Raw genomic sequence first — 16,113 nt, 5'->3', positions numbered from 1 at the left:
GCGGCCACCTCAGGCCTCCTCAGGCAAAGTACGCCCGCATTTCCTTGAGCAGCGCTTCCGGCGCCTCCTCCGGCACGTAATGCCCGCATGGCACCGTGCCGCCGCTCACGTCGTCCGCCACCGCTTTCCACAACTCCAACGGCTTGAAGCAGCGCTGGATCACGCCGTGCTCGCCCCAGAGCACACGAAGCGGCACGCTCACACGCTTGCCGGCGTCGCGGTCGGCGCGATCGTGTTCGAGGTCGATGGTGGCGGCGGCGCGGTAGTCCTCGCACATGGCGTGCACGCAGGCGGGTTCGCGCATGGCGGCGGCGTAGGTCGCCATGGCCTCCGGGGCGAACGGTTCGAGGCCCGCATGGCGCAGGCCCATCAGCTTGCCGATGTAGAAATCGGGCGTGGCGTTGATGAGCGTCTCGGGAAACGGCGACGGCTGGATCAGGAAGAACCAATGCCAGTAGGCGGACGCAAACGCCATGTCGGTGTGCTCGTACATTGCCAGCGTGGGGGCGATGTCGAGCAGCATGGCGCGCTCGACGTGGAGGGGATGATCGACACACAGCCGATGCGCCACACGCGCCCCGCGATCATGCGCGCACAGACGGAAGCGGCCGAAGCCGAGCGCGCGCATCACCTCCACCTGGTCCTGCGCCATGGTGCGCTTGCTGTATTCCGCGTGCCGGGCGCTGCCGGCCGGTTTGGACGAGGCGCCATAGCCGCGCAGATCGGTCGCGACGACCGTGTAATCGTGCGCCAGCTCACGCGCGACCTTGTGCCAGATCACATGGCTTTGCGGATGGCCATGCAGCAGCAGCAGCGGCGGTCCGCTGCCGCCGATCACCCCCGCGATCTCCACCCCGTTGGCCATCTGGCGGAACGGACGAAAGCCGGGAAACAGCGCGGCATCTGCGGCAGCGGTGGCGGCATCGATGGAAAGCGGCGTGGTCATGCGGGTCTCCGGTGATCGGTCGTGATTGAAGTGATGCGTGGCGAATGCTCCGCATGCTAGCGCAGAGCGGGCACGTGCGTTGCGGAACCGTCCGCTGCCGTTCCCTTCTTTTGGTTTCCCCTGACACGGAGTTCGCCATGACCCCATTGCATGACATGCGCATCGCCATTCTCGTCGACGACCTGTTCGAGCAGGCCGAGCTGGCCAGCCCCAAGCAGGCGTTGGAAGGCGCCGGTGCCACCGTCAGCATCATTGCGCCGAAGGGCCCCAGCGTGACGGGCCTGCACCACGCCGACAAAGGCGATACGTTCAAAGTGGACCTGACGCTTGATCAAGCCAAGGCAGACGACTTCGATGGACTGGTGCTGCCCGGCGGGGTTTTCAACGCCGACGCACTGCGCGTCGTGCCGGCCGCGCAGGCATTCGTGAAAGCGTTCGAGCGCGCGCAAAAGCCCATCGCCGTGATTTGCCACGGGCCGTGGCTGATGGTGTCTGCCGGCCTGGTGCGTGGCCGCACGCTGACGAGCTGGCCGACGCTGCAGGACGACATCCGCAATGCCGGCGGCATGTGGGTGGACCGTGAAGTGGTGACTGACCGCAACTGGGTCAGCAGCCGCAAACCCGATGACCTGCCCGCCTTCAACCGCACCTTCATCGAACTGCTGGCGCAGCACGCCCACGTCTGAGCCCGGTGGGGTGACCGCGCACGGCGGGGTGCGGGATCGTTCCTATAATCGATCAACATGCTCTGCCCCTGTTGTGCCGGTTTGCCAAACCAGGAGACGCCATGCCCGCCGCCAAGCACCTGCCGCCCATGCTGCAGCACCTGACGCTGCCCGTGATCGGTTCGCCGATGTTCATCGTCAGTTATCCGGAACTGGTGTTGGCGCAATGCAAGGCCGGCATCGTCGGGGCGTTTCCAGCGCTCAACGCGCGCCCAGCCGAGGTGCTGGACGCGTGGCTCACGCAGATGAACGAGGACCTCGCTGCATACCGCGCCGCGCATCCGGACGCTGTGGTGGGACCGATCGCCGTCAATCAAATCGTGCACCACTCAAACGCGCGGCTGGAGCAGGACGTGGCCACGTGCGTCAAGCACAAGGTGCCGATCTTCATCACGTCGCTGCGTGCGCCGGTCAAGGAGATCCTCGATGCCGTGCACAGCTACGGCGGCATCGTGCTGCACGACGTGATCAATCTGCGCCATGCGGAAAAGGCGCTGGAAGCCGGCGTCGACGGGCTGATCCTGGTGGCTGCGGGTGCCGGTGGGCATGCCGGTACGCTCTCGCCCTTTGCGCTGGTGGGCGAAGTGCGGCGCATCTTCGACGGGCCGATCGCGCTGTCGGGCGCCATTGCCACGGGCGACGCCATCCTGGCCGCGCAGGCCATGGGCGCCGACTTCGCCTACATTGGCACACGCTTCATCGCCAGCCAGGAGGCCCACGCCGCCGAAAGCTACAAGCAAGCCATCCTGCGCGCGGCCGCGTCGGACATCGTCTACACCAACCTCTTCACTGGTGTGCACGGCAACTACATCCGCGAAAGCATCGAATTGGCCGGCCTGGACCCGGCCGCCCTGCCCGAGGCGGATAAATCGAAAATGAACTTTGGCGACGGCAACTCGCGCGCCAAGGCGTGGAAAGACATCTGGGGTGCCGGCCAGGGCGTGGGTCAGATTGCCGATCTGCCGCCCGCCGCCGAAATCGTGGCGCGCATGAAGGCCGAGTACGACGCGGCAAAGTTGCGTCTTGCGCTGCACCTGCGCCTCTAGAAGCGGCCTGCACCGAGCCATGCGTGCGTGCCCCGCTGCACTTCAATTGACTTGCGCTGGCGGCGCTTCTACATTCCAAAGATTCAAGACACGACATGCGTGGAGCCACGGATCGGCCACCGCGCAACCGTATGCGCAAGCATCCTTGGGGGGATGTCCGACAGGCGTCTGCTTTCCTGTTGCGCGCACCGACGACAAAGGAGAACAAGATGACGCACTGCCCTGCGCCGGTGCGCCTGCTTACCAAGCGGGCGGCCGTGGCGCTGAGCGTGGTGGCCTCGGCGCTTACCCTGGGCCTGGCCGGCTGCTCCACCCAGAACGCCGCGGCCACGGCCCCCATCGAACAACGCCTTCCGAAGCCGAACGAAGCGCTCGTTCGCTCGGCCTATGTCTACGCGTTTCCGTTGATGATGACCGACGCGCTGCTGCAAACCACGTCTGCGCTGGCGCCCGCCGGCACGTTCATGCATCAGCGCACGCTGGAAGACGAAGCCCTGCCCACCGGTGTGCGCGCCCGCGTGGACGTGCTCGCCAGCAGCGCCTTCGTCGATTTGCGTAACGGCCCGGTCGTCCTGAGCCTGCCCGACGCCGGGCGCCGACACCTCTGGGTGGCGCTGCACGACGGGTGGAACGACGTGTTCGAATCGCTCGGCAACCGCACCACCGGGGCGCGTGCCGCGCACTACGCCATCACGCCGCCGGGTTGGGAGGGCACGCTGCCCACGGGCGTCAAACAGATTGCCGCGCCGACCAGCCTCGTCTGGGTGGTAGCACGGACGCAGGTGGCTGGCCCGCGCGACCTGACCGCCGCACGCCGCGTACAGGACCGCTACCGCATCACCCCGCTGGACGCCTTCGGCAAAACTTCCCTGCGCGACGCCGAAGCCGAAACCAAGGTGAACACGGACAAGGCCACAGACCTCGACGTCAGCATGGACGCGGCGCGCCGCCGCGTCACCGCACTGGATGCGAACAGTTACTTCACGCGCTTTGCCGAACTGCTGAAAGACAATCCACCGCACGCGGCCGACTCGACAATGCTGCAATCGCTGCGTGATCTGGGCATCGTGCCCGGTGCGCCGTTCGACGCCAAGGCCGTGACCGCCGCCAATCTGAAGGTGATGGATGGCGGCGTGGCGGCCGCGCGGGAAACCCTCTCGCTGGCCGTGAAGCAGCCGCCCATCACGCAAAACGGCTGGTTCATCCCGCGCATGGTCGGTGCCTATGGGCTGGACTACGCGCAGCGCGCCATCGTCGCGTGGAACGGCGGCGGCACCGACCTGCCGCAGGACATGCTCATTGCCACCGCCAAGACCGACACCAACGGCATTGCGCTGGACAGCACGCACCGCTACGTATTGCACTTCGAGCGCAACCAGCTCCCGCCCGAGAACGCCGGCTGGGCCATCGCCGCTTTATCTCCTGGCGGGCAACCGCGCAGCACAGCGGAGCGCCCGGGCCTGCACAACATGCTGAGCGAGGCCGACCACCCGCGCCTGAACCGCGACGGCTCGCTCGACATCCTGATCCAGCGTGCGCCGCCCAAAGGCATGCGCAACAACTGGCTGCCGCCGCCCACCGGCCCGTTCCTCCTGCGCCTGCAACTGACGTGGCCGAAGGAAGCGGCGCTCGACGCTTCGTGGCTGCCGCCCGCCGTACAGCGCCGCGACGCCGCGACCCCATAGTCCGTCGCCCCCAATTGCGCGATCAAGCCTCGGCCACGCGCACCACGCGCTTGCCGAAGGTTCGTCCTTCGAGCAGGCCGCGGAATGCGACCGGGGCGTTCTCCAGCCTCGTCAACGCGATGGTCTCTGCCATCTGGGCAAGGCAAGACCCAGGCGCCTCAATGCAGGCGATTGCCTGACCATTCGGCTGGACTGCCCGATCGTCTATCACAACCCCACGCGGCGGCCGGCCCGTTACCTCGTCGCACTGACCACCGTATCCGCCGCCCACTGGAGGCCCTGATGATCGATACCCTGACCATCCGCCGCGTGGGCGCCAACTAAGCAAGCGCGTGCGTCGATGCATTGGCCGATGTGCTCATCGATTGCGTGGAGGGTGGCGCGTCCGTCAGCTTCATGGCGCCGTTGTCGCAAGACAAGGCGCGGGCATTCTGGCGGAATGTGGCCGAAGGCGTGGCAAGGGGCGAGCGTGCCCTGCTGATTGCCGAAGACGAGGCGGGCGCCATCCACGGGACCGTGCAACTGGTGCTCGCGCAGCCGGAAAACCAGCCGCACCGCGCCGACGTCGCCAAGATGCTGGTGCACCGCCGCGCGCGCCGTCAGGGTGTGGCGCAGCGGTTGATGGCCGCCATCGAAGACGAGGCGCGCGCCGAGGGCAAGACGGTGCTCGTGCTCGACACCGTGACGGGCGGTGATGCCGAGCGGCTGTACGCACGCGCCGGCTGGCAGCGCGTGGGCGTGGTGCCCAACTACGCGCTGATGCCCGACGGCGCATTCTGCGGGACGACGTTCTTCTGCAAGCAGCTCTGCGCGCCAGACAGCGCCGCCTGATCGATCAAATCGATCGATCAAATCGTCAACGTGCCGCGGCCGATTTCGATCACGCGGCCACCGACGTGGATCGTGCCGTCAGCATCCACGCGCAGCGTGAGGTGGCAGGGGCGCCCGACTGCTGCGCCCTGCTCGATGCGGTAGGTTGCCGGCAACGCATGGCCCGTCGCGCGCAGCCAGCCGCCGAGGTTGGCACACGCTGAACCGGTGCCCGGGTCTTCCCACAAGCCAGTGCCGTATTCGAAGAAGAAGCGCGAGACCACCGGATCATTGCTGCCGGGCGCAGGCATGGTGAACACGTAGGCGTTGCGCCCGTCGTTGCGGCTGCGCGGCCACACATCGAAGGCCGACGGGTCGGGCCGGGCACGCTCCACATCGGCGCGTGTCTTGACCGGCACCATCAGCTGCTCGATGCCTGCGTCGACCCACAGCGGCGGGCCCGCCAGCGCATCCGCATCCAACCCCAGCATCTTTGCAACGGCCGGATCGGCTTCGCGCGTGTTCAACGCGCCGGAGCGCGGCGGCACCAGCGACCACCCCTCGTCCTGCGCCGTCAGCGACACGATGCCCGACTGGCAACGCAGCGTCAGTTCATTGCCGGGGCCATACAGCTCGCGCACCACCTGCGCGGTCCCCAGCGACGGGTGGCCGGCAAACGGCATCTCGTAATCGGGCGTGAAGATGCGGAAACGCGCCGTGGCGCCGTCGGCCTCATCGGGAAAGATGAAGGTGATTTCGGAGAGGTTGAACTGGCGTCCGATGGCCTGCATGGTGGCGTCGTCCAGACCGCGCCCGTCTTCAAACACGGCGAGCTGGTTGCCGCCAAAAGTGGATTCGGCAAAGACGTTGAGCAGGCGGAAGGCGTAGCGCGACATGGTGGCGTCCGAAGTGTTGGGGAAGAAAAAAAAACGGTGTGGCGATGCGTCATCATCAACGCACCGCCACACCGTCTCCATGCACACTTGCAGACAGTTTGCGCGAATCCAGCCTGACAGTTGGCGGACAGCGCAAACGCCGTGAAGCGTCGCGGCTTACTTGCGATAGTCGTACACGCCGCGGCCGGTCTTGCGGCCCAGGTAGCCGGCGGCCACCATTTCGCGCATCAGCATGGCGGGGCGGTATTTCGGGTCGCCGAATTCGGTGTACAGCACTTCCATCACGGCCAGCATGGTGTCCAGGCCGATCATGTCGGCCAGCGCCAGCGGCCCGATCGGGTGATTGCAGCCGAGCTTCATGCCCTCGTCGATTTCCTCGGGCGAGGCCAAGCCTTCACCCAGCACGCAGAACGCCTCGTTGATCATCGGGCACAGGATGCGGTTGACGACAAAGCCCGGGCTGTTCTTGACCGTGATCGGCGTCTTGCCGAGCTGCTTGGCCAGCGCTTCGACAGCCGCATGCGTGGCATCGCTCGTCTGCAGGCCACGGATGACTTCCACCAGCGCCATCATCGGCACCGGGTTGAAGAAGTGCATGCCGATGAAGCGGCTCGCGTCTTGCAGCACGGCGGCCAGCTTGGTGATCGAAATGGACGACGTGTTCGACGCCACGATGGCGTGCGGCGCAGCAGCAGCTTCGAGCTGCTTGAGGATCTTCACCTTCAGGTCGAAGTTCTCGGTGGCGGCCTCGATGACGAGGTCGGCGCGCTTGAGGTCGTCGTACGAAGTTGAGCCCTGAATGCGGGCGAGCGCTGCGGCCTTGTCGGCTTCGGTCAGTTTTTCCTTCTTGATGAGGCGGTCCAGGCTGCCGGCCACGGTAGCAATGCCCTTCTGCACGGCGGCATCGCTGATGTCCACCATCACCACATCCAGCCCGACCACGGCGCACGCTTGCGCAATGCCGTTGCCCATTGTTCCGGCACCGACGATGCCGACGACTTGAATTGCCATGAACTGCTCCTCGCTTGGTGTTGGAATGAAAGATGGGATGAAACAGATTGCAGAGGATAAACGACGCAGCGACGGGCAGAAAAGCCTGGCTGACGCTCGCGTCACATTCCACCGGATCGCCGTATGATGACCAGCGTCGCGCCACCCCGCCGGGCGGGTGTGGTTCATCCCTGTTTCGTACCCTGCCGGGCACGACTCACTTTTCTTTGTCTTGCCAAAGAAAGTGAGTCAGCCTCGGCAGGGGATGAAACAAGGGATGCACCACAAACAAAAAACCAAGAACCCCTACATATTCCGCCGATACTGCCCCCCCACCTCAAACAACGCATGCGTGATCTGCCCCAGCGAGCAAACCCGCACCGCGTCCATCAGCACCGCAAACACGTTCTGATCGTCAATCACCGCGCGCTGCAGGCGCTGCAGCATGGCCGGGGCTTCCCCGGCATGCCGAGCATGAAAATCCTGCAGCCGCGCGAGTTGGCTCTGCTTTTCTTCCTCGCTGGAACGCGCCAGTTCAATGTGCGGCGGCACCACGCTATCGGCGTCTGGGTTGCGGAACGTATTCACACCGATGATCGGCAGCAAGCCATCGTGCTTGCGCTGCTCATACAGCATCGACTCCTCCTGGATCCTGCCGCGCTGGTAGCCGGTTTCCATCGCCCCCAGCACACCGCCGCGTTCGGCAATGCGTTCGAACTCCTGCAGCACGGCTTCTTCCACGAGGTCCGTCAGCTCGTCGATGATGAAGCTGCCCTGGTTCGGGTTCTCACACTTGGCCAGGCCCCACTCGCGATTTATGATGAGCTGGATGGCCAGGGCGCGCCGCACGGATTCGGCCGTCGGGGTGGTGATGGCCTCGTCGTAGGCATTCGTGTGCAGGCTGTTGCAGTTGTCGTAGATGGCGATCAGCGCCTGCAGCGTCGTGCGGATATCGTTGAAGGCGATTTCCTGCGCGTGCAGGGATCGGCCCGAGGTCTGCACGTGGTACTTCAGCTTCTGGCTGCGCTCATTCGCGCCGTACTTGTCGCGTAGCATCACTGCCCAGATGCGGCGCGCGACACGGCCGAGCACGCTGTATTCCGGGTCCATACCGTTGGAGAAGAAGAACGACAGGTTCGGCGCAAAGTCATCGATGTGCATGCCGCGCGCGAGGTACGCCTCCACATACGTGAAACCGTTGGCGAGCGTGAATGCGAGTTGCGAGATCGGGTTGGCGCCCGCCTCGGCAATGTGATAGCCCGAGATCGACACCGAGTAGAAATTGCGCACCTGGTGGTGCACGAAATATTCCTGGATATCGCCCATCACCTTGAGCGAAAACTCCGTCGAGAAGATGCAGGTGTTCTGCCCCTGGTCTTCCTTGAGGATGTCGGCCTGCACCGTGCCGCGCACGTTCTGCAGCACCCACGCGCGGATCTTTGCCTCTTCGTCCTGCGTCGGTTCGCGCTGGTTGTCCGCACGGAACCGGGCGAGATTCTGGTCGATGGCGGTGTTCATGAACATCGCCAGGATCGTCGGCGCCGGTCCGTTGATCGTCATGGAAACCGACGTGGCAGGGCTGGTCAGATCAAAGCCGTCGTACAGCACTTCCATGTCGTCGAGCGTGGCGATGGAGACGCCCGAATTGCCGACCTTGCCGTAGATGTCCGGGCGCAGCGCCGGGTCTTCGCCGTAGAGCGTGACGGAGTCGAATGCGGTGGACAGCCGCTTGGCGTCCATCCCTTCGGAGACGAGCTTGAAGCGCCGGTTGGTGCGGAAGGCATCGCCCTCGCCCGCGAACATGCGCGTCGGGTCTTCGTTCTCGCGCTTGAAGGCGAACACGCCGGCGGTGTACGGAAAGCTGCCCGGCACGTTCTCGCGCATCAGCCAGCGCAGCACCTCGCCATCATCCTCATAGGGCGGCAGGACGACCTTGCGGATGGTGGTGCCCGAGAGCGTGGTGTGCGTGAGCTGCGTGCGGATTTCCTTGTCGCGGATCTTCACGACGTATTCGTCACCGGAATACGCACGGCGCAGGTCGGGCCACATGGCGAGCAGCTTGCGTTCGGCGGCGCCGAGCTGTGCGTCGCGCTCGGCCGCCTGCTTGTCGAGCGCGGACAGCGTCTGCACCGTGGCGCCGGCCTGCTCCAGCATGCGGTGGCTGGCACGCAACTGCTGGCGCTCGCGCGCGAGGCGGCTTTGCGCGTCGACGCAGCGGTGGTAGCCGCGCACGGTATCGGCCAGCTCCGCCAAATAGCGAACGCGCGCGGGAGGCACGATGGCGTCGTGGCTGGTGGAGCATTTGCCGGCCGGGCGCGGCAGCGTGCGTTCAGCCAGCGCCATGCCCCGCTCGTTCAGTCGATCGGCCAGCGCGTGATACAGCGCCGTCACGCCGTCGTCGTTGAAGTGCGAGGCCTGCGTGCCGAACACCGGCATGTCTTCGGGGCGGGCGTGCCATTGCTCGCGGTTGCGCTGCACCTGCTTGGCGACGTCGCGCCAGGCGTCCTGCGCGCCCTTGCGGTCGAACTTGTTGATCGCCACCAGATCGGCAAAGTCGAGCATGTCGATCTTCTCCAGCTGGCTGGCGGCGCCAAACTCGGGCGTCATCACATACAGCGACAGATCGACATGCGGCACGATCGCCGCGTCGCCCTGCCCGATGCCGGAAGTCTCGACGATGATGAGATCGAACCCGCCGGCGCGGCATGCTGCGATCACGTCGGGCAGCGCGTCGGAGATTTCACGGCTGGCCTCGCGCGTGGCCAGCGAACGCACGAAGATGTTCGGATGGTTGATCGCGTTCATGCGAATGCGATCGCCCAACAGCGCGCCGCCCGACTTGCGCCGCGACGGATCGATCGAGATGACGGCGATGCGCAGCGTGTCCTGCTGGTCGAGCCGGAAGCGGCGGATCAACTCATCGGTCAGCGACGACTTGCCCGCGCCGCCCGTGCCCGTGATGCCGAGCACCGGCGTCGGCGTGGCTGCCGCAGCCGCATGTACGGCTTCACGCAATGGCGGATCGATGCGGCCTGACTCGAGTGCGGTGATCAATTGCGCCAGCGCACGGCGGTCGCCATTGGCTACCGGGTCAAGGGTAGCGGGCGCATGGATGGAGAGATCGATATCGCAGCGCTGCACCATGTCGGCAATCATGCCGGCCAGGCCCATGCGCTGGCCGTCTTCTGGGCTGTAGATGCGCGCAACGCCGTAGTCCTGCAGTTCGCGGATCTCCGCCGGCACGATCACCCCGCCACCGCCGCCGAACACCTGGATGTGCTCGCCGCCGCGTGCGCGCAGCGCGTCGATCATGTACTTGAAGTATTCGACGTGGCCACCCTGGTAGCTGGACACGGCAATGCCCTGCACGTCTTCCTGCAATGCCGCGTTCACCACCTCGTCCACCGAGCGGTTGTGTCCGAGGTGGATCACCTCGCAGCCCATCGACTGCAGGATGCGCCGCATGATGTTGATCGACGCGTCATGCCCATCGAACAACGATGCAGCCGTCACGAAACGCACCTTGTTGCGCACTGGCGCGGGTTCGCTTGCAGGCGTGGGATCGGCCGCGCGGGCAGCGGAAAGATCGGTCATGTCTCCACCTTCTATAAGTGGGGCGCCGGCGTTGAATATGTTGTACGGCGCACAAGGCGCGGCGTGCCGGTCGGAGGGTCGAACAGACAGTATTTTCGGGGTTGACGCACTCGTCAACCGGCCTTACGGGGCGCCGGCCTTCCCGTTCTTCCTTACCTGCGGCTTCATGGTGGCCGAAGCGCGATTCCCTTCCAACTGGCGCGCCGCCGCCCGGCATGGTTTGCGCAAATGGTTAGGGGCCGGAACGGTCCGATCTCGGTGCAACACCCATCTTGCACACAATCGATACAAATCGTTAGAGTCGGATTCCGGTCGGAAACGGGTCCGACCACAGGGGGAACTTCCAATGCCAAGCCGCGCAACGATGCGCTGGTGTCTGACCGCCTTGCTGGCGTGGTCCGGTCACGCCCTGGCGTGGGACTACACGCCTGGCGCCATTCCGGGGCTGATCAGCGTGCTTGGCTTCCTGACCGTGCAGTCGCAGGCGCTCGACCGCGCCATCCAGCGCTTTCCCGGCCAGCGTGAAGAGCTGATCCGCGCCCGTACCCAGTTCGACAACACCTTCCCGCAGGCGCTGGCCCGCACCCGCCGCCTGATCGCCGGCATTCCGCTATCCGACGACGAGCGCCAACTGCTGATCGAGCGCGCGCTGGACCTCCACCAGCCCAGCGTGGGCGTTGCCACCCAGACGGCCGAGACCGCCCACTCGCTGGCCGAACGCGTGGTTGCGCGTGCGCAGGGCAGCCAGGACCGCGCCACGCTGCAGACCCTGCTGGCGGTGGTCTACGACGACCGCCCCGCCGATGAGCTGGGCAGCCGCTTTACCCAGGCCGTGACCCTGTCTGACTGGCCGAATGCGCGCGGCGCGAGCCTCGCCCTGCGGCTGCCGTTCTCGTGGGAACGCGTGCCGCCCACGGCGCCGCGCAAGCCCGACCCGGCACGGGTGGCGATCGGCGCGTGGGCCAATCAGGGCGGCTCTGGGCTGTCGCGCATTGAGCTCATCGTGCGCCCCACCGAAGGCGACCCCGAAACCGTGCCCGACAGCCGCGAGCCGCGCTGGATGCGCGATGCCCTGAAGCAAGCCGTGGCGGCCCCCTGCCGACTGCTCGGCTGGGGTACGCAATCGTTCGGCGGGCGCATCGGCGTGTGGGCCAGCTACATCGGCGAATCGCCCGGGCCGAATATCCCGCGCGCCCCCGGCAACACGCTGGTCGGCCGCGTCTTCATGGTGCCGACCGACGGCGCGCTGCTGATGCTGCACATGCAGTCTCTCGCCACATCGCCCGAGCAGGCCAGCGCCGTGCGCTTGCGGTACGAACCATTGTGGGACGCCGTGGCCGCGTCGTTCAGCGTGTCCGGCGCCAAGCCGTAGCGCCTGTCAGAACGGCGCAACGCACCATCAAAGCGCACGTGCAGCGCCAGATGCACCAATTCAAAGCAAGAACGCACCGATTTCGGGCCACGGCCGTCGCGCTGCCGGGCAACGACCTCCCGCGCACGACCATGGTGCGCCATGTCACCTTTTTGCACACCGCTGGAACAACTTTTGCATCTGTCGGTGCCTTTTGCGCCATTTCCGGGCACGCACCGCACCCGGATGGCGCTGACCTTTAACCCGCACGACAACCGCAATGAACTCCATCAAAACCGGGGGCGACGCGCTCTTCATCCTGCTGGGCGCGATCATGGTGCTGGCCATGCATGCCGGCTTCGCGTTCCTTGAGCTGGGCACCGTCCGCAAGAAGAACCAGGTCAACGCACTGGTCAAGATCCTGGTCGACTTTGCCGTGTCGACCATCGCGTACTTCTTCATCGGCTATTCAGTCGCGTACGGCGTCAACTTCTTTACCGGCGCCGACGTGCTCGCCCAGCAGAACGGCTACGAGCTGGTGAAGTTCTTCTTCCTGCTGACCTTCGCGGCCGCTATCCCGGCCATCATCTCCGGCGGCATTGCCGAGCGCTCGCGCTTCGAGCCACAACTGGCGGCAACCTTCGTGCTGGTGGGTTTCGTCTACCCGTTCTTTGAAGGCATCGCCTGGAACGAGCGCTTCGGCATCCAGCACTGGCTGCAGAGCGTGACGGGGGCGGAGTTCCATGACTTTGCCGGCTCGGTGGTTGTCCATGCCGTGGGCGGCTGGATCGCGCTGCCGGCGGTGCTGCTGCTTGGCGCCCGCCACGGCCGCTACAAAGACGACGGCCGCATCGCCGCGCATCCGCCGTCGAACATCCCGTTCCTGGCGGCTGGCGCCTGGGTGCTGGCGGTGGGCTGGTTCGGCTTCAACGTGATGAGCGCGCAGACGCTCGACAAGATGAGCGGCCTGGTCGCCATCAACTCGCTGATGGCCATGGTGGGCGGCACGCTCACCGCGTGGTGGATGGGCAAGAACGACCCGGGCTTCTCGTACAACGGCCCGCTGGCCGGCCTGGTGGCCGTGTGCGCCGGCTCCGACGTGATGCACCCGCTGGGGGCGCTTGCCGTCGGCGGCATCGCGGGCGTGCTGTTTGTCTGGATGTTCACCCGCGTGCAGAACGTCTGGCGCATCGACGACGTGCTCGGCGTGTGGCCGCTGCATGGTCTGTGCGGCGCGTGGGGTGGCATCGCGGCCGGCATCTTCGGCCTGAAGGCGCTGGGCGGCCTGGGCGGTGTGTCGTTCTGGGCGCAGGTGGCGGGCACGGCCGGCGGCATTGTCATTGCGCTGATTGGCGGCACGGTGGTGTACGGCACGCTGCGCAAGCTCGTGGGGCTGCGGTTGGACCGCGAGGCCGAATTCATGGGCGCCGACCTGGCGATCCACCGCGTCTCGTCCACGCCGGAATCGGAAACGCACTGGTAAGCGGAAGCCTGCAGCCAGAGGAAGGCGCGCGCGGCGCTTGCTACAGTGAAAGCGTCTTCTCTCGCCCAACTGCAGGAGTGCCGCATGCCAGAAATCGATCCGAACCACCCCATCACCGTCGAGTCGAACCCGCGCCGCGTGACCGTGACCCTCAACGGTTTCACCATCGCCAGCACGCATCTGGCGCGCACGCTGCGCGAGGCGTCGTACCCGCCGGTGCAGTACATCCCGCGCGACGATGTGCAGATGAACCTGCTGGAGCGCACGCAGCATCACACCCATTGCCCGTACAAGGGCGATGCGTCGTACTACACGATCGTGGCCGGCGATGTGCGCGCCGACAACGCCGTCTGGACGTACGAACAGCCCAAGCCCGTGGCGCGCGAGGTGGCCGGCTATCTGGCGTTCTATCCGAACAAGGTGACGATCCAGGAGGAATGAGGACGCAGGCGCGGCTGACATGCCGCTGTCATGCGGGCGGCGCACGATGCGCCTGTTCCTCTTCTCACGGATCCTCTTTCCGTGAAAGTTCCGAGACCCGGCGCAGACGATCTGTGGCCGGGTATTTTTTGCGCTGGCACCGGCTCGCGATGAGCCGGTGCCAACTTCCCCGAAGGCGGCAGTGCCGGGCGCTCGGTTGGCGCCCTGGCCGTTGCCGCTTTTGATGACGGCGCCTTTCTCGATTTAGTTGCCGGGCTTGTTGACCGAAAAGTTCACCTGGTACGTGGATGGCGTGACGGACGGCGACCCGCTCAATGCCAGCGTCAGGCCGCTCAACGGCAGTTGCCACGTCTCGTTGCACGTAACCGCAACACCGCTCGTGTTCGTGCAGACCTTGGTACCGGGCCGATGGCGCAGGCCGGCGAATGGATCGTTGTAGATGATCTGGTCCGTATGGGTATCGGCAAAGGTGCGTGTCACCGTCGAGCCATTCACCGCCGTGATGGTGTTGCTGTCTTCCGTCACCGCGCTCAGACCGGTCGACTTGACGTTGCTTTGCCAGAAGGCGTTGGTCGTGCCGACTGCTGGCATGGACAGCGTCGTCTGCGGGGCGAAGATGCCTACGCCGCCCCCGGTCAGCGCAACCACGAAAACCGTATTCCCCTGCGCGTTCCGGAACCCATAGGCGTGGGCGTTGACGGTACCTGCGGAGGCGCCATCATCAACCCAGTCGACCCCACCATCCGACGTGGCAACCATGTGCCCATACGGTGAATTCAGATCAGGCGCGCAAGGCGCGTTGACCGCGCAATTCGTGGCAACCGTCACGACGCCCTTCGCATAGTTATTCGTGCCAAACGTGCCTTGGCTTGCCCCGCTCAGGAGCGCATAGATGTAGTTTCCGTTGATAGCGGTCGGATCGACGATCTGCTTGGGAAGCGACAGCGAAAGCACGCCCGTGCCACCGCTGCCGTTGGTCCAGACCGCCATTCCCGACTTGGCCACCAGCACGCGCGTCGAACCGGTATCGTTCAACGTGTAATCGCAGGCCGTCGCACCTTGGGTCAGTTGGTAGCTCGAGCCGCCCACCGCGACGGTCAGCTTGGCCGCGTCGATGGTCACCACCTGTGCCGAACCATCCGAGAATTTGATCAGCCGATGATCGCCGCTCTTGAGCGCCGGACAGGCCGAATTGGCCGGCGCCAGCACGGTGCCAACCGTCGAGCCTGCAGACCCGCTGGAGCTGCCGCTGGTGCTGGCAACCGCGGTGCTCAGGTCGGTCAGGGTGACGCCCGCGCCGGCCAGCTTCGATTGCAGCGTGTCGAGCACCCCGTCATAACCCTGGCCGCTGCCTGCGCTGAGCGTGCCGCCCAGGAAGTCACCGATGCCCGACGCGTCAAAGCCGGCGCTCTGCAACACCTTGATCAGGGCAGCTTGCGCGGCGGTGACGTCGCTGGCATTCACGATCGTCGTCGAACTGAATCCGGCCACATACTTTGCAGGGTCCTGTCCGGCCAGTTGTGCCAGCAGCAGTTCCGTCAGCGGCGTGATGTTGGCCGTGGCGGTGCTGCCGATCGATCCTGAACCGGCAACCAGCGAGTGCAGCACCGTCTTGCCGTCGCTGCTGGTGACCGTCACCACGCAAGGCAGGCTGGCGCCCGTGATGGGTGCCGAATAGCTGCCGTCCGCTCTCGTGGTGGCCGTACCCGAACCCGCCGAGCAGGTCACGTTGACCGTTGCACCGGGCAAGGCCGCGCCAGTGGCCGCCACGCCGCTGATCGTCTGCGATTGCTGCGTGGTTAGCTGAGGCGGAGCATCTCCGCCTCCGCCGCAAGCGGTCAAAACAAGCACTGCAGCGCTGATTGCGATCGGTGTGAGCTTCATGGTTCCCTCCCTCGGGCTCTTTTGTGGTGTGGTACGGAATCGCTCGGTTTCGGACCGGATTGGATCGGATCCTCTAGAAGCACATGGCGCCGCGCATCATTCAAATGAATGAAGACGCCGTGTGGCTCCTATGGACCGCGCTCAGGCATTACGCCACGCAGCCACTTACCGATGACTTACCGATCTGGGCGGCGATGGGGCTCGATGTGCCGAAACACCCCCTCCTTCCGAGGGGAAATCACCCGAGCCGAAGTGCATGACA

At 65.6% G+C, this 16,113-nt stretch carries 11 protein-coding genes and 2 pseudogenes; 8 read left to right on the top strand and 5 right to left on the bottom strand.

The window, feature by feature from the left end; all coding sequences use genetic code 11:
- Positions 1-19: 19 nt before the first annotated feature.
- On the bottom strand, positions 20-946 hold the full coding sequence (locus tag ACUXH0_RS12205; protein WP_004633638.1) for an alpha/beta fold hydrolase: 927 nt from the start codon (positions 944-946) through the stop codon (positions 20-22).
- A gap of 137 nt (positions 947-1,083) precedes the next feature.
- On the opposite strand from ACUXH0_RS12205, the gene ACUXH0_RS12200 reads away from it, so the two are divergent.
- From ACUXH0_RS12200 to ACUXH0_RS12180, 5 genes and pseudogenes are all read left to right on the top strand, one after another.
- Complete coding sequence (locus ACUXH0_RS12200) at positions 1,084-1,632, top strand: type 1 glutamine amidotransferase domain-containing protein (RefSeq protein WP_182594071.1); 549 nt, start codon at positions 1,084-1,086, stop codon at positions 1,630-1,632.
- A 101-nt stretch (positions 1,633-1,733) separates the two neighbouring features.
- Positions 1,734-2,717, top strand: a complete 984-nt coding sequence (locus ACUXH0_RS12195; RefSeq protein ID WP_182594072.1) for an NAD(P)H-dependent flavin oxidoreductase — start codon at positions 1,734-1,736, stop codon at positions 2,715-2,717.
- Between the two features lie 209 nt (positions 2,718-2,926).
- Entirely contained in the window at positions 2,927-4,402 is a 1,476-nt protein-coding gene (locus tag ACUXH0_RS12190; protein WP_182594073.1) for a DUF1254 domain-containing protein, read from the top strand.
- A gap of 154 nt (positions 4,403-4,556) precedes the next feature.
- Positions 4,557-4,685, top strand: a pseudogene (locus ACUXH0_RS12185) (cupin domain-containing protein); the annotation flags it as partial.
- Positions 4,685-5,233: pseudogene (locus ACUXH0_RS12180) on the top strand (GNAT family N-acetyltransferase). The pseudogenes ACUXH0_RS12185 and ACUXH0_RS12180, both read left to right, overlap by 1 nt.
- A 17-nt stretch (positions 5,234-5,250) precedes the next feature.
- On the opposite strand, the gene ACUXH0_RS12175 reads toward ACUXH0_RS12180, so the two are convergent.
- The 3 genes from ACUXH0_RS12175 to icmF form a co-directional block, all read right to left on the bottom strand.
- The gene (locus ACUXH0_RS12175; protein WP_137910928.1) at positions 5,251-6,108 is read right to left on the bottom strand and encodes a PhzF family phenazine biosynthesis protein; all 858 of its coding nucleotides are present in this window, start codon (positions 6,106-6,108) and stop codon (positions 5,251-5,253) included.
- A 156-nt stretch (positions 6,109-6,264) separates the two neighbouring features.
- On the bottom strand, positions 6,265-7,119 hold the full coding sequence (locus ACUXH0_RS12170; RefSeq protein WP_009239280.1) for a 3-hydroxybutyryl-CoA dehydrogenase: 855 nt from the start codon (positions 7,117-7,119) through the stop codon (positions 6,265-6,267).
- Positions 7,120-7,404: 285 nt separating this feature from the next.
- Positions 7,405-10,692 (bottom strand): fused isobutyryl-CoA mutase/GTPase IcmF, encoded by a 3,288-nt coding sequence (gene icmF, locus ACUXH0_RS12165; protein ID WP_182594074.1) that lies wholly within the window; start codon positions 10,690-10,692, stop codon positions 7,405-7,407.
- A 346-nt stretch (positions 10,693-11,038) separates the two neighbouring features.
- Between icmF and ACUXH0_RS12160 the strand changes: the two genes are divergently transcribed.
- The 3 genes from ACUXH0_RS12160 to ACUXH0_RS12150 all read left to right on the top strand — a co-directional run bounded on the left by ACUXH0_RS12160 (position 11,039) and on the right by ACUXH0_RS12150 (position 13,967).
- The gene (locus ACUXH0_RS12160) at positions 11,039-12,064 is read left to right on the top strand and encodes a hypothetical protein (RefSeq protein WP_182594075.1); all 1,026 of its coding nucleotides are present in this window, start codon (positions 11,039-11,041) and stop codon (positions 12,062-12,064) included.
- Between the two features lie 259 nt (positions 12,065-12,323).
- Positions 12,324-13,526: an ammonium transporter gene (locus ACUXH0_RS12155; protein WP_182594076.1), complete on the top strand. Its 1,203-nt coding sequence runs from the start codon at positions 12,324-12,326 to the stop codon at positions 13,524-13,526.
- A gap of 84 nt (positions 13,527-13,610) precedes the next feature.
- Positions 13,611-13,967 (top strand): DUF427 domain-containing protein, encoded by a 357-nt coding sequence (locus ACUXH0_RS12150; protein ID WP_009239282.1) that lies wholly within the window; start codon positions 13,611-13,613, stop codon positions 13,965-13,967.
- Between the two features lie 243 nt (positions 13,968-14,210).
- Here the strand turns inward: ACUXH0_RS12150 and ACUXH0_RS12145 are convergent, their stop codons facing one another.
- The gene (locus ACUXH0_RS12145) at positions 14,211-15,851 is read right to left on the bottom strand and encodes a hypothetical protein (RefSeq protein WP_182594077.1); all 1,641 of its coding nucleotides are present in this window, start codon (positions 15,849-15,851) and stop codon (positions 14,211-14,213) included.
- Positions 15,852-16,113 lie beyond the last annotated feature (262 nt).

The sequence above is a fragment of the Ralstonia sp. 110700041-2 genome, assembly GCF_056280165.1.
Note: the sequence above shows the minus strand (reverse complement) of the source record. Positions and strands in the feature narration are given on the sequence as shown.

Coding starts and splice junctions, on each gene's coding strand:
- ACUXH0_RS12205 (WP_004633638.1), bottom strand. CDS start 946: ATGACCACGCCGCTTTCCATCGATGCCGCCACCGCTGCCGCAGATGCC.
- ACUXH0_RS12200 (WP_182594071.1), top strand. CDS start 1,084: ATGACCCCATTGCATGACATGCGCATCGCCATTCTCGTCGACGACCTG.
- ACUXH0_RS12195 (WP_182594072.1), top strand. CDS start 1,734: ATGCCCGCCGCCAAGCACCTGCCGCCCATGCTGCAGCACCTGACGCTG.
- ACUXH0_RS12190 (WP_182594073.1), top strand. CDS start 2,927: ATGACGCACTGCCCTGCGCCGGTGCGCCTGCTTACCAAGCGGGCGGCC.
- ACUXH0_RS12175 (WP_137910928.1), bottom strand. CDS start 6,108: ATGTCGCGCTACGCCTTCCGCCTGCTCAACGTCTTTGCCGAATCCACT.
- ACUXH0_RS12170 (WP_009239280.1), bottom strand. CDS start 7,119: ATGGCAATTCAAGTCGTCGGCATCGTCGGTGCCGGAACAATGGGCAAC.
- icmF (WP_182594074.1), bottom strand. CDS start 10,692: ATGACCGATCTTTCCGCTGCCCGCGCGGCCGATCCCACGCCTGCAAGC.
- ACUXH0_RS12160 (WP_182594075.1), top strand. CDS start 11,039: ATGCCAAGCCGCGCAACGATGCGCTGGTGTCTGACCGCCTTGCTGGCG.
- ACUXH0_RS12155 (WP_182594076.1), top strand. CDS start 12,324: ATGAACTCCATCAAAACCGGGGGCGACGCGCTCTTCATCCTGCTGGGC.
- ACUXH0_RS12150 (WP_009239282.1), top strand. CDS start 13,611: ATGCCAGAAATCGATCCGAACCACCCCATCACCGTCGAGTCGAACCCG.
- ACUXH0_RS12145 (WP_182594077.1), bottom strand. CDS start 15,851: ATGAAGCTCACACCGATCGCAATCAGCGCTGCAGTGCTTGTTTTGACC.